The organism is Stenotrophomonas koreensis, assembly GCF_001431525.1.
Classification (GTDB): Bacteria; Pseudomonadota; Gammaproteobacteria; order Xanthomonadales; family Xanthomonadaceae; genus Stenotrophomonas; species Stenotrophomonas koreensis.
In genome coordinates this window covers 1-12,535 of the sequence record NZ_LDJH01000027.1, presented here as the reverse complement: position 1 = coordinate 12,535, position 12,535 = coordinate 1, and the positions used below count along the sequence as shown (strand labels likewise).

Annotated in this window: 12 protein-coding genes; 8 read left to right on the top strand and 4 right to left on the bottom strand. The window is 64.7% G+C overall.

The window, feature by feature from the left end; translation table 11 throughout:
- Positions 1 to 41: 41 nt before the first annotated feature.
- From ABB25_RS12470 to ABB25_RS12455, 4 genes are all read left to right on the top strand, one after another.
- Complete coding sequence (locus ABB25_RS12470) at positions 42 to 1,040, top strand: DNA-directed RNA polymerase subunit alpha (protein WP_057667278.1); 999 nt, start codon at positions 42 to 44, stop codon at positions 1,038 to 1,040.
- A gap of 152 nt (positions 1,041 to 1,192) precedes the next feature.
- Positions 1,193 to 1,579, top strand: a complete 387-nt coding sequence (gene rplQ, locus ABB25_RS12465) for a 50S ribosomal protein L17 (RefSeq protein ID WP_057667276.1) — start codon at positions 1,193 to 1,195, stop codon at positions 1,577 to 1,579.
- A 142-nt stretch (positions 1,580 to 1,721) separates the two neighbouring features.
- Positions 1,722 to 2,231, top strand: a complete 510-nt coding sequence (locus ABB25_RS12460; protein ID WP_057667274.1) for a disulfide bond formation protein B — start codon at positions 1,722 to 1,724, stop codon at positions 2,229 to 2,231.
- Positions 2,231 to 3,589, top strand: a complete 1,359-nt coding sequence (locus ABB25_RS12455; RefSeq protein WP_057667272.1) for a class II 3-deoxy-7-phosphoheptulonate synthase — start codon at positions 2,231 to 2,233, stop codon at positions 3,587 to 3,589. Before ABB25_RS12460 ends, ABB25_RS12455 begins: the two co-directional genes overlap by 1 nt.
- A 97-nt stretch (positions 3,590 to 3,686) precedes the next feature.
- On the opposite strand, the gene typA is transcribed toward ABB25_RS12455, so the two are convergent.
- A complete protein-coding gene (gene typA, locus ABB25_RS12450) occupies positions 3,687 to 5,516 on the bottom strand; it encodes a translational GTPase TypA (RefSeq protein ID WP_057667270.1) in 1,830 nt (609 codons plus the stop codon).
- 210 nt (positions 5,517 to 5,726) lie between these two features.
- On the opposite strand from typA, the gene ABB25_RS12445 reads away from it, so the two are divergent.
- The 3 genes from ABB25_RS12445 to ABB25_RS12435 all read left to right on the top strand — a co-directional run bounded on the left by ABB25_RS12445 (position 5,727) and on the right by ABB25_RS12435 (position 7,993).
- Positions 5,727 to 6,221, top strand: a complete 495-nt coding sequence (locus ABB25_RS12445) for a peptidylprolyl isomerase (protein WP_057667267.1) — start codon at positions 5,727 to 5,729, stop codon at positions 6,219 to 6,221.
- A gap of 76 nt (positions 6,222 to 6,297) precedes the next feature.
- Positions 6,298 to 7,284 (top strand): malate dehydrogenase, encoded by a 987-nt coding sequence (locus tag ABB25_RS12440; protein WP_057667265.1) that lies wholly within the window; start codon positions 6,298 to 6,300, stop codon positions 7,282 to 7,284.
- Positions 7,285 to 7,381: 97 nt separating this feature from the next.
- Positions 7,382 to 7,993 carry an RluA family pseudouridine synthase gene (locus ABB25_RS12435; RefSeq protein ID WP_244477821.1) on the top strand — a complete coding sequence of 204 codons (612 nt, stop codon included), beginning with the start codon at positions 7,382 to 7,384 and terminating at the stop codon, positions 7,991 to 7,993.
- 25 nt (positions 7,994 to 8,018) lie between these two features.
- Here the strand turns inward: ABB25_RS12435 and ABB25_RS12430 are convergent, their stop codons facing one another.
- Positions 8,019 to 9,296 carry a M14 family zinc carboxypeptidase gene (locus tag ABB25_RS12430; RefSeq protein ID WP_057667259.1) on the bottom strand — a complete coding sequence of 426 codons (1,278 nt, stop codon included), beginning with the start codon at positions 9,294 to 9,296 and terminating at the stop codon, positions 8,019 to 8,021.
- 162 nt (positions 9,297 to 9,458) lie between these two features.
- Between ABB25_RS12430 and ABB25_RS12425 the strand changes: the two genes are divergently transcribed.
- Entirely contained in the window at positions 9,459 to 11,087 is a 1,629-nt protein-coding gene (locus tag ABB25_RS12425; RefSeq protein WP_057667448.1) for an acyl-CoA synthetase, read from the top strand.
- Positions 11,088 to 11,162: 75 nt separating this feature from the next.
- Here the strand turns inward: ABB25_RS12425 and ABB25_RS12420 are convergent, their stop codons facing one another.
- Together ABB25_RS12420 and ABB25_RS12415 are read right to left on the bottom strand one after the other, a co-directional pair.
- Complete coding sequence (locus tag ABB25_RS12420; RefSeq protein ID WP_057667257.1) at positions 11,163 to 11,783, bottom strand: glutathione S-transferase N-terminal domain-containing protein; 621 nt, start codon at positions 11,781 to 11,783, stop codon at positions 11,163 to 11,165.
- A gap of 34 nt (positions 11,784 to 11,817) precedes the next feature.
- Positions 11,818 to 12,273, bottom strand: a complete 456-nt coding sequence (locus tag ABB25_RS12415) for a cell wall hydrolase (RefSeq protein WP_057667255.1) — start codon at positions 12,271 to 12,273, stop codon at positions 11,818 to 11,820.
- Between the last annotated feature and the right edge of the window lie 262 nt (positions 12,274 to 12,535).

Genomic DNA, 12,535 nt, shown 5'->3' with positions numbered 1-12,535 from the left:
CCGGAGTTGCACTTCGGGGGTTCGCAGGAGAACCCGCAAATATGACGGTTACCGCCAATCAGGTTCTGCGTCCTCGCGGTCCGCAGATCGAACGTCTTACCGATACCCGCGCCAAAGTGGTCATCGAACCGCTGGAACGCGGGTATGGGCATACGCTGGGCAATGCCCTGCGTCGGGTGCTGCTGTCGTCCATCCCCGGCTTCGCCATTACCGAGGTGGAAATCGACGGCGTGCTCCATGAGTACACCACCGTCGAAGGCCTGCAGGAAGATGTGCTGGAGGTTCTGCTGAACCTCAAGGATGTCGCCATCCGCATGCACAGCGGTGACAGCGCGATGCTGTCGCTGAGCAAGCAGGGCCCCGGTGTTGTCACTGCTGCCGACATCAAGGTCGACCACAATGTGGAAGTCCTCAATGGCGACCATGTGATCTGCAACTTGACCAAGGACGTGGCGCTGAACATGCGTCTGAAGGTCGAGCGTGGTTTCGGCTACCAGCCGGCTGCTGCACGCCGCCGTCCGGACGAAGAAACCCGTGCCATCGGTCGTCTGGTGCTTGACGCCTCGTTCTCGCCGGTTCGCCGTGTTGCCTATGCGGTGGAAGCCGCACGTGTGGAACAGCGTACCGACCTGGACAAGCTGGTCCTGGATATTGATACCAACGGCACGATCGATGCCGAGGAAGCCGTCCGCACTGCGGCCGACATCCTGACCGATCAGCTGTCGGTCTTCGGTGATTTCACCCACCGTGACCGTGGCGCTGCCAAGCCCACCAACAACGGCGTGGATCCGGTGCTGCTGCGCCCGATCGATGACCTGGAGTTGACTGTGCGTTCGGCCAACTGCCTGAAGGCTGAAAGCATTTATTACATCGGCGATCTGATCCAGAAGACCGAGGTAGAGCTGCTCAAGACCCCGAATCTGGGCAAGAAGTCGCTGACCGAGATCAAGGAAGTGCTGGCACAGCGCGGCCTGTCTCTCGGGATGAAGCTGGAAAACTGGCCGCCGGCCGGTGTTGCCAGCCACGGCATGCTTGGTTGATTGAAGTAGTTACTGATGGCACCGCGGGCCCTGCGCCCGCGGTGCTTTTATCCGGTCAGGAGGACCGGAACTGGACCAGCGTAGTCCACCCGGTGCGGAGCACCACACACACAGCGATTTACATCAGTTACACCATTTAAGGAATATCGATCATGCGTCACATGAAGTCGGGTCGTAAGTTCAGCCGTACCAGCGCTCACCGCGAAGCCATGTTCAAGAACATGGCCGCCTCGCTGTTCAAGGTTGGCACCATCAAGACCACCCTGCCGAAGGCCAAGGAACTGCGCCGCGTTGCCGAGCCGTTGATCACCCTGGCCAAGGTTGATTCGGTCGCCAACCGTCGTCTGGCGTTTGCCCGCCTGCGTGACCAGGAAGCCGTCGGCATCCTGTTCACCGTGCTCGGCCCGCGTTACGCCACCCGTCCGGGCGGCTACCTGCGTCTGCTCAAGTGCGGCTTCCGCGCTGGTGACAATGCTCCGATGGCCTACGCCCAGCTGGTTGACCAGCCGGCCGCCGTGGCTGAAGAAGTGGCTGAATAAGCCGCAGCGCAAGCATTGCCCTGAAAAGCCCGGCCTTGTGCCGGGTTTTTCTTTGCGGTTTGTCCCGTAATGGAACGGTTTGTAGCTGCACGATGTTTGCTTCGGCTGCTACCCTTGCCAGGTTGTATCAGGACCTACTGGCATGAATCCTTTGCGTTGGAATTTCCGTCTGCAGATGCTGCTCGGCGCGGCAGTCTGCGGCGGTCTGTTGGCGTTCGCTGTCTACACCCAGGTGCGGCTGGGGCTGGAGCCCTGTTCGTTGTGCATCTACCAGAGGCTGGCTTTCGCCGCGCTGGCGGTGGTGTTCCTGCTGGCCGGCCTGCATGGGCCGCGCAACCGTCCCGGGCGGCTCAGCTATGGTGTGTTGGCGGCGATTGTGGCGGCCATCGGTGCCGGCATCGCCGGACGGCATGTCTGGGTGCAGGCACAGCCGCAGGATGTCATGACCAGCTGCGGCCCACCGCTGGAATTCCTGAACCAGACCATGGGGCCGCTGGAAGCCTTCCGGACCGTACTCACGGCCACCGGCAACTGCGGTGACATCGATTGGACCTTCCTGGGGCTGACCATGCCGATGTGGTGCCTGCTGTGGTACCTGCTGCTGGGGATCTGGGCGGTGCTGTGTGCCATGGTCAAGCGGAAGGAAGGTTGATGAGCAGTGATTTGTACGGCGCCCAGGGCTGGGCGCCAGACAGCTGGAAACAGCGTCCGGCATTGCAGATGCCGCAGTACCCCGATCCACACGCACTGGAACAGGCGCTGGCGCGGTTGTCGCAACTGCCCCCGCTGGTGACCAGCTGGGAGGTGCTCAGCCTCAAGCAGCAGCTGGCCGAGGCGCAGGAGGGCAAGCGTTTCGTTCTGCAGGGCGGTGACTGCGCGGAAAATTTCGCTGATTGCCAGTCGCAGGTGATTTCCAACCGGCTCAAGATCCTGCTGCAGATGAGCCTGGTGCTGGTACACGGGCTGCGCACGCCGGTCGTGCGCATCGGCCGTATGGCCGGCCAGTACGCCAAGCCGCGCTCGGCCGACAGCGAGACCCGTGATGGGGTCAGCCTGCCCAGCTATCGCGGCGATGTGATCAATGCACCGGAGTTCACCCTGGCCGCGCGCCAGCCGGATCCGCAGCGCATGCTGGATGCGCACGCGCATTCGGCGATGACGATGAATTTCGTCCGTGCCCTGATCGATGGCGGCTTTGCCGACCTGAACCATCCGGAGTACTGGGATCTGGCCTGGGCAAAAAAATCGCCGATGGCCGCGCGTTACCAGCAGCAGGTCGATGCCATCCGCGAATCGATCCGCTTCATGCAGACCCTGTCCGGGGCGCCGATCCACAACCTCAACCGCGCCGATTTCTTCACCTCGCATGAAGCCTTGCTGCTGCCCTACGAGCAGGCGCTGACGCGCAGGGTGCCGCGGCATGACGGCTGGTTCAACCTGTCCACCCATTTCCCGTGGATCGGCATGCGCACGGCCGCCCTTGATGGCGCGCATGTGGAATACCTGCGCGGGGTGGTCAACCCGATCGCGGTCAAGGTCGGGCCTTCGGTGCAACCGGACCAGCTGCTGCGTCTGATCGATGTGCTCAACCCGAACGATGAGCCCGGGCGGTTGACCTTCATCCACCGCATGGGCGCCGATGTGATTGCCGACAGGCTGCCGCCGCTGCTGCGCGCGGTGCAGGCCGATGGGCGCCGGGTGCTGTGGCTGTGCGATGCGATGCACGGCAATACCGAATCCACCGGCAATGGCTACAAGACCCGGCGCTTTGACAACATTCGGCGCGAGGTCGAACAGGCCTTTGCGTTGCATGCGGCCGCGGGCACGCGGCTGGGCGGGGTACACCTGGAGCTGACCGGCGAGGATGTCACCGAATGCACTGGTGGTGCGCGCGAGCTGACCGAGCGTGATCTGGAGCGGGCCTACCGCTCCACGGTCGACCCGCGGCTCAACTACGAGCAGGCACTGGAACTGGCAATGGCCATTGTCGAGTGCCGCAACGGGCACTGAGCGGCGCCAGCACGCGCTTGCCCGTCCTCGCAGCCGCTGGCGGCAAAGCACAAAAAACCCGGGCATTGCCCGGGTTTTTTGTTGGATCAGCGCAGGATCAGCCGTTACGCGAGGCGCGCTTGCGGTCGTTCTCGCTCAGGTGCTTCTTGCGCAGGCGGATTTCCTTCGGGGTGATCTCGACCAGCTCGTCGTCGTCGATGAAGTCCAGCGCCTGTTCGAGCGAGAACTTGATCGCCGGGGTCAGCTGGATGGCATCATCCTTGCCCGAAGCGCGCATGTTGGTCAGCGGCTTGGTCTTGATCGCGTTGACGGTCAGGTCGTTGTCCTTGGCGTGGATGCCGACCAGCTGGCCTTCATACACGTTGTCGCCTTCGGCAGCGAACAGCTTGCCGCGTTCTTGCAGCGGGCCCAGGGCATAGGCCGGGGTGGCACCCGGAGCATTGGCGATCATCACGCCGTTCAGGCGCTTGGCGATGGCGCCCTGTTCCTTCGGACCGTAGTGGTCGAACACATGGAACAGCAGGCCCGAACCCTGGGTCAGGGTCTTGAACTCGTTCTGGAAGCCGATCAGGCCACGGGCCGGGATCTTGAAGTCCAGGCGGACACGGCCCTTGCCGTCCGATTCCATGTTCTCCAGGATCGCCTTGCGGGTACCGAGCTTTTCCATCACGCCGCCCTGGTGCTGCTCTTCGATGTCCACCACCAGCTGTTCGATCGGCTCCATCAGCTGGCCGTCGATTTCCTTGATGATGACTTCCGGACGCGACACGGCCAGCTCATAGCCTTCGCGACGCATGGTTTCAATCAGTACCGACAGGTGCAGTTCGCCACGGCCGGAGACCAGGAACTTGTCGGCGTCTTCCAGCTGTTCGACCTTCAGCGCGACGTTGTGCACGCACTCGCGCTCCAGGCGCTCCTTCAGCTGGCGGCTGGTCAGGAACTTGCCACCGGACAGGTCCTTGTTGCCGGCAAACGGCGAGTTGTTGACCTGGAAGGTCATCGAGATGGTCGGCTCGTCGACGGTCAGCGGCGGCAGGGCTTCGGGAGCCTCGACTGCGCAGATGGTGTCGGAGATGGTCAGTTCCTGGATGCCGGAGATGGCGATGATGTCGCCGGCCTGGGCTTCCTCGACCTCGATGCGCTCAAGGCCCATGAAGCCCATGACCTGCAGGACCTTGCCCTGGCGCTTCTTGCCTTCGCGGTCGATGACGGTGACCTGCTGGTTCTTCTTCACCTTGCCGCGCTGGATGCGGCCGATGCCGATCACGCCGACGAAGTTGTTGTAGTCCAGCTGGCTGATGCGCATCTGGAACGGGCCTTCCGGATCCACGTCCGGGGCCGGCACGTACTTCATGATGGCTTCAAACAGCGGGGTCATGTCGCCCGAACGGACGGTGTCTTCCATGCCGGCGTAGCCGTTCAGGCCGGAGGCGTAGACGATCGGGAAGTCCAGCTGCTCGTTGGTGGCGCCGAGCTTGTCGAACAGGTCGAACACTTGGTCGATCACCCACTCCGGACGCGCGCCCGGACGGTCTACCTTGTTGACCACGACGATCGGCTTGAAGCCCATCGCAAAGGCCTTCTGGGTGACGAAGCGGGTCTGCGGCATCGGGCCGTCCATGGCGTCAACCAGGATCAGCACCGAGTCGACCATCGACAGCACGCGCTCCACTTCGCCGCCGAAGTCGGCGTGTCCGGGGGTGTCGACGATGTTGATGCGGTTGCCATTCCACTTGATGGCGGTGTTCTTGGCCAGGATCGTGATACCACGTTCCTTTTCCTGGTCATTGCTGTCCATCACGCGCTCGGCAAGCACAGTGCGCTCGGCCAACGTGTCGGAGTTCTTGAGCAGGCAGTCAACCAGAGTGGTCTTGCCGTGGTCGACGTGAGCGACGATGGCGATATTGCGGAGGTTTTCGATGGACATGACGAGGAGGGCCTTGGTGGCGCCATTTTTTGGAAAATGAAGTCCACGATTATATGGCTAACAGCCGCCGCGAGGAAATTATTTGCATCAGCTGTTCATTCAGGCCGAAGGATGCCGCAGACGCACCCGACTTTGGGCTCGGTGCCTGCGGCTGGCCGGGCCTGCGGTGTAAACTAGGCGGACTCTACGTTGACGTACCCAAGGCTATCCATGTCCCTGACCGCTGTATTCGATACCTCCCGTGGCCAGATCAAGGTCGAGCTGTTCGCCGACAAGGCGCCGCTGACCGTGGCCAACTTCGTGAACCTGGTCCAGCGCGGTTTCTACGACGGCCTGAACTTCCACCGCGTGATCGCCGATTTCATGATCCAGGGTGGCTGCCCGGACGGTCGTGGCACCGGTGGCCCGGGCTACCGTTTCGAGGACGAGACCAACAACGGTGTTGCCCATCAGCGTGGCTCGCTGTCGATGGCCAATGCCGGCCCGAACACCAACGGCAGCCAGTTCTTCATCACCCACATCAAGACCGACTGGCTGGATCGCAAGCACACCGTGTTCGGTCAGGTGATCGAAGGCCAGGACGTGGTCGATGCGGTGGTCCAGGGCGACAAGATCAACAAGATCACCATCGAGGGCGACACCGCCCCGGTGCTGGCTGCCAAGGCCGAGCGCGTGGCCGAGTGGAACGCCATCCTGTCGGCCTGAGCCGGGTTCTCCGTTTCATCTGAACGCGCGGTCCCGCACCGCGCTCCCCCACTGATTCAAAGCAGAGGAAATCCCCATGAAAGCACCCGTTCGTGTTGCCGTAACCGGCGCCGCCGGCAATATCGGCTACGCCCTGCTGTTCCGCATTGCCTCCGGCGAAATGCTCGGCAAGGACCAGCCGGTCATCCTGCAGCTGCTGGAAATCGACAACGAAAAGGCCCAGGCCGCCCTGCAGGGTGTGGTCATGGAACTCAATGACTGCGCCTTCCCGCTGCTGGCCGGCGTTGTCACCACCGCTGACCCGCTGGTGGCCTTCAAGGATGCCGACTACGCGCTGCTGGTCGGTGCCCGTCCGCGTGGCCCGGGCATGGAGCGCAAGGACCTGCTGCTGGAAAACGCCAAGATCTTCACCGTGCAGGGCAAGGCCCTGAACGCCGTTGCCAGCCGCAACGTCAAGGTGCTGGTGGTCGGCAACCCGGCCAACACCAACGCCTACATCGCGATGAAGTCGGCTCCGGACCTGAACCCGCGCAACTTCACCGCGATGCTGCGCCTGGACCACAACCGTGCGCTGTCGCAGCTGGCTGCCAAGACCGGCAAGGCCGTGGATTCGTTCAAGAAGTTCACCGTGTGGGGCAACCACAGCCCGACCATGTACCCGGACTACCGCTTTGCCACCACCGAAGGCGGTGCCTCGGTGGGCGAACTGATCAACGACCAGGAATGGAACGCCAACACCTTCATTCCGACCGTGGGCAAGCGTGGCGCCGCCATCATCGCCGCCCGTGGCCTGTCCTCGGCCGCTTCGGCTGCCGGTGCGGCCATCGACCACATCCGTGACTGGGCCCTGGGCAGCAACGGCGACTGGGTGACCATGGGCGTGCCGTCGGACGGTTCCTACGGCATTCCGGAAGGTGTGGTGTTCGGCTTCCCGGTGACCACCGAGAACGGCGAGTACACCATCGTCAAGGACCTGCCGATCGATGACTTCTCGCGCAAGTACATCGACATCACCCTGGCCGAGCTGGAAGAAGAGCGCGCCGGCGTTGCCGACCTGCTGTAATTCCATCTCGCCTTGAGATGTGCAACGGGGAGGCCGCTGGCCTCCCCGTTGTTGTATGCGCCGGTGTGTGGCCGGCATTACGTTGCCAGGAATGCGAGTGGACGTATCGATTGCCTACCTCGATGACCACCTGATCGTGGCCGACAAGCCCTCCGGCCTGCTGTCGGTGCCCGGGCGTGCGGCGGAGAACCAGGACTGCGTGGTCTTGCGGCTGCAGGCGCTGTATCCCGATGCGCTGACCGTGCACCGGCTGGACATGGTGACCTCCGGCCTGCTGCTGCATGCGCGGGGCAAGGCGATGCAGATCGCACTGTCGGGCCTGTTCGAGCGCCGCCAGGTGCACAAGCGCTACATCGCGCTGGTCGAGGGCGAGATGGCTGACGAGGCGGGCGAGATCGACCTGCCGCTGCGCTGCGACTGGGACAACCGCCCGCGGCAGATGGTGGATTTCGAGCTGGGCAAGCGGGCACATACGCGCTGGCAGCTGCTCGGGCACGAGGCCGGCAACAGCCGGGTGCTGCTGGAGCCGGTGACCGGGCGCAGCCACCAGTTGCGGCTGCACCTGGCCAGCATCGGTCATCCCATCGTCGGTGATGAAATGTATGGCGCCACGCCGGCAGTGCGGGTCTGCCTGCATGCGAGCGAACTGGGCTTTGCCCATCCGTGCAGCGGGCAGCCGCTGATGATCCACTCGCCGGCGCCGTTCTAGCCCCGGCAGCCGGGCACGACGATGCTCAAGGCTGCGCGCCGGGATCGGGCTCGAGCAGGTCGCCATCCAGATGCCAGACCGGTTCTTGCCCCGCGGCATCGCGGCTGAGCAGCAGCTGCGCCTTGCCGTCGATGGCAAGGCGGGCACCGTCAAGCGCATGCAGGTGCAGGCCGCGGGCATTGATGCGGCGGCGAGCCGGCTGGCTGGAAAGATCGCCGATATCGGCGATCCGGCCCTGCTCGAAACTGAGCGGATGGCGGAAGTTGACCACGACATCGGCCTGCACCGGTTCGCTGACGTCCCCATGCACAGTGGCTCCGCTGATCAGCAGGTCCGGCCAGACCACGCCATTTTCCGGCAGCTGGTGATAGCTGGCCGGGTCGGCGCTGGCATGGCTGCCATCGGCAATGGCCTGCAGCCCGGCCACGATTGCCACCCAGGTGTACTGCCGCAGTTGCTGCTTCTGCGCATCGCCTTCGATGCCGCCGGCTTCCAGCAGCACCGTGCTGGTGCCCCATTGCTGCATCAGGTCGCCAAAGGCGCGTGGGTTGAAGCTGTCATCCCAGCGGGCGAGGCGTCCTTCCAGTTCCGGCCGCAGGGTGGCGCTGATATGCGCGGCGACGCCGATGGCGCGTTCACGTACCGGGTTGCTGTCGCGTGCCTGGTTGAACGGTGGAGCGAGCAGCGCAATGGCGGTGGGCAGTTCACTGTTGCCGGCGCGGTAGCCGGGGCGCTGGTCATGCAGGTTGAAGCCGAAGGCCGGCTGCACGCGGTCACGCAGGGCCTTCAGGGCCCGCGCCTCCGGGGTGGCCAGGGCGGCGGCGTCGCGGTTGATGTCGATGCCCTGGGCATTGCGCCGGGAAAAAACCGCTGCGCCATCGGGGTTGAGGATAGGCACCACATGCAGGGTGAGTTGCTGGCGCAGCTGCTGCACGCGTGGATCGTCCGGGGCATCGCCCAGCCAGGCCAGCAGGTCGGCCAGTGCCATCGTCGCGGTACTTTCATCGCCATGCATCTGCGACCACAGCAGCACATGGGTGGGGCCATTGCCCCACTGCACATGTCGCAGCGGGCGGCCCTGGGCACTGTGGCCGATCTGCTCGACGGCAAAGCCGCGTTCGGCAGTCAGGCCAGGCAGGGTCAGCTGCCACCAATACTCGGCACGGAAAACCCTCGATTCCAGCCCCGCAACACGGGTGCCGGCGTGCAGGGCCTGCCAATGGCCGGGTGCTTGCGCCGGCGCAGGGAAGGGCAGCGCGGACAGCGCGGTCAACAGGCAGCACAGCAGCATCGGGCGGGTCATCGGCAGGGCATGGGTTGGCAGCAGGGCAGAGGGCCATCAGCCTCGTTGAGCAGGTACCCTGTGTCAAATCCGCCTCTGCGACCATAGTCTTAGCGGCAACATTGCCGGGTATGCGTAGGCTGATGCCTGCGCTTGAGTTGGGTATTGCAGGACACGCTGACCATGAATGGAAATGCTTCCGGGCTGGCACCAAACCGTGCCAATTACACCGCTTTGTCACCGCTGAGCTTCCTGGGCAAGGCCGAGCGCCTGCATGCCGGGCGCCTGGCCGTGATCCATGGCGAGCGCCGCCTGCGCTGGGGGGAAGTCGCCCAGCGCTGCCGCCGCCTGGCCAGTGCGCTGGCGGGCATGGGCATCGGCCAGGGCGATACCGTGGCGGTGATGCTGCCCAACGTGCCAGCGATGATCGAGCTGCACTTTGCCCCGGCCATGCTCGGGGCGGTACTGAACACGCTCAACACCCGGCTGGATGCGGCCACCCTGGCCTTCATGCTCGACCATGGCGGTGCCAAGGTGCTGTTTACCGACCGCGAGTTCGCGCCGGTGGTGGCGCAGGCGCTGGCGCTGTGCCGGCAGCGGCCACGGGTGATCGATGTCGACGACCCGGCCGTGGTCGACGGGCAGTGGCTGGGGGAATGTGAGTACGAGGCGCTGCTGGCTGGTGGCGATCCGGACTTTGCCTGGCAACTGCCCGCCGATGAGTGGGATGCGATTGCGCTGAACTATACCTCCGGCACCACCGGCGATCCGAAGGGGGTGGTCTACCACCACCGCGGCGCCTATCTCAATGCGGTGGCCAATATCGTCGACTGGGGCATCGACAGCCAGGCGGTCTACCTGTGGACGCTGCCGATGTTCCACTGCAATGGCTGGTGCTTTCCGTGGACGCTGGCGGCCATTGGCGCCACCCAGGTCTGCCTGCGCCGCTTCGAGGTGCACCACGTGCTGGAGTTGATGCGTGAGTATCAGGTGACCCATTACTGCGGTGCGCCGGTGATCCATGCCGCGCTGGCTGCCGCCCCGGATGGCTGGAAGGCCGGCCTGGGCCCGATGCATGCCCAGATTGCCGGTGCCGCGCCGCCGGCGGCGGTGATCCAGGCGCTGGAGGCGATGGGCGTGAGCGTGACCCATGTCTATGGCCTGACCGAGGTGTATGGCCCGGCGGCGTTGTGCCCGCCGCGACCGGAATGGGAGGCGCTGTCGGCCGATGAGCGTGCGCAGCGTTACAGCCGCCAGGGCGTGGCCTGTCTGCTGCAGGAGGACATGCAGGTGCTCGATCCCCTGACCCTGCAGCCGGTACCGCACGACGGGCAGACCCTGGGCGAGATCATGTTCCGCGGCAACATCACCATGAAGGGCTACCTGGACAATCCGCGGGCCACCGCCGAGGCATTTGCCGGCGGCTGGTTCCATACCGGTGACCTGGCCGTGGTCCACCCGGATGGCTATGCGCAGATCCGCGACCGTTCCAAGGATGTGATCATTTCCGGTGGCGAGAACATCTCCTCGATCGAGGTCGAGGACGCGCTGTGCCGGCATCCGGCGGTACTGGCCGCTGCGGTGGTCGCACGCCCGGACAGCAAGTGGGGCGAGACGCCGTGTGCGTTTGTCGAACTCAAGGAGGGCAGCCGTGTGGACGAGGCCGCGCTGCTGGCCCACTGCGCCGGCCTGCTGGCGCGCTACAAGCTGCCGCGTTCGCTGGTGATCGGTCCGCTACCGCGCACCGCCACCGGCAAGGTACAGAAGTTTGTGCTGCGCGAACGGGCCAGCGGGCTGGATGCGGCCGGCTGAGGGCGCAACGGGAGGCTGGAACGACAACGGCGGCCGATGGGCCGCCGTTGTCGTCTGCAGCCGCTACGGTGTTGCTCAGGCCAGGCCTTCGGCCTTCAGCGCCGCCTGGACGCCGGCATTGGCTTCCATCCGGGCACGCAGCCCTGCCAGTGCGTCCAGCCCTGACAGGTCCACACCGATGCCCTGGGCCCAGCGCAGGGTCACATACAGATAGGCGTCGGCGATGGTCGGGTGGGCGGTGCCGGCCAGCCACTGCTGGCCGCCGGCCAGGTGGGCATCGGCGCGCTGGTACAGGCTGCGCAGCTTCTGCTTCGCATGCGCCTGGGTCCTGGCGATCACCGCCGCATCTTCCAGGTAGGCAGTGGCACCGAACATCGGGAAGTACTGCGGGTGCAGGTCGGCATTGAGGAAGGCCAGCCAGCGGTTGACCTCGGCCCGGGTGCGCAGGTCACTGCCACCGTCCAGTGCCTTGTCCGGCACCTGGTCGGCGATGTAGTGCAGGATGGCCGGGTTCTGGGTCAGGGCCCAGTCCCCTTCGCACAGCAGTGGCACCGCGCCGGCCGGATTCAGGGCGAGGAATTCCGGCGACTTCATCTGTGCCAGATCGACCAGTTCGACCTCGAACGGCAGGCCGGACCAGTACAGGACAATGTGGTCAACCAGCGAACAGGCGCCGGGTTTGCTGTAGAGCTTCATGCAGGGTCTCCAGGAAGGGGAGACCATTATCGGCTCAGCCGCGCGGGGTCAGTCGTTGCACCCGCAGAAAGGTATGATCCCCGATCGTGGCCACATGGTAGGCATTGCGCCAGCTCGGCTGGGCCAGGCCCAGGGCGACAAAGTGGCTGGCACCGGGGACCACCTCGGTACGCTGATCGGCCGGCAGTGCCCAGTTGCGCTCGGCCGCCAGGGCCACATCGACGGCTTCGGCCCAGGCATCGGTGTTGCCCAGTTCGGTGCCGGGAGCCACGATGGTCGGCGCAAATTGTTTGCGTGCAGTGACCACCGAACAGGTGGAACTGCCCCACAGCCCGCTGTCGCGTCGACGCAGGGCCACTTCGGCAACCGCCTGCTGGCCGCGCAGGGTCTGGTCACGTGCTTCCAGGTACACCGTGGTGCTGAGGCAGAGCGAATCTGCCGCCGGCTGCGGCAGGATCTGCGACAGCCAGAGAATCCAGGCGAGTTTCATTGACTCCTTGCTCCGTTTGGGCCTCCGGTTGCGTATGCGCCATCGCCGTATGAACGGGAGTGGGGCAGTACACGCAACGCAGGAACAGCTTGGCGTTATGGGGAGGCGGCTTGCCATGCCGCCCGGGATCACCCGGTGGATTCGGGTGATCGGGTGGGCCTGTTCAGGTTGAGCCTGCAGGTCCGAAGACGGCGCAAGGTAGGGGCGCCAATGTAAATTTTAACTGAACATGGGGTGTCGGCATTCAGTTTTGAAGGGCGGG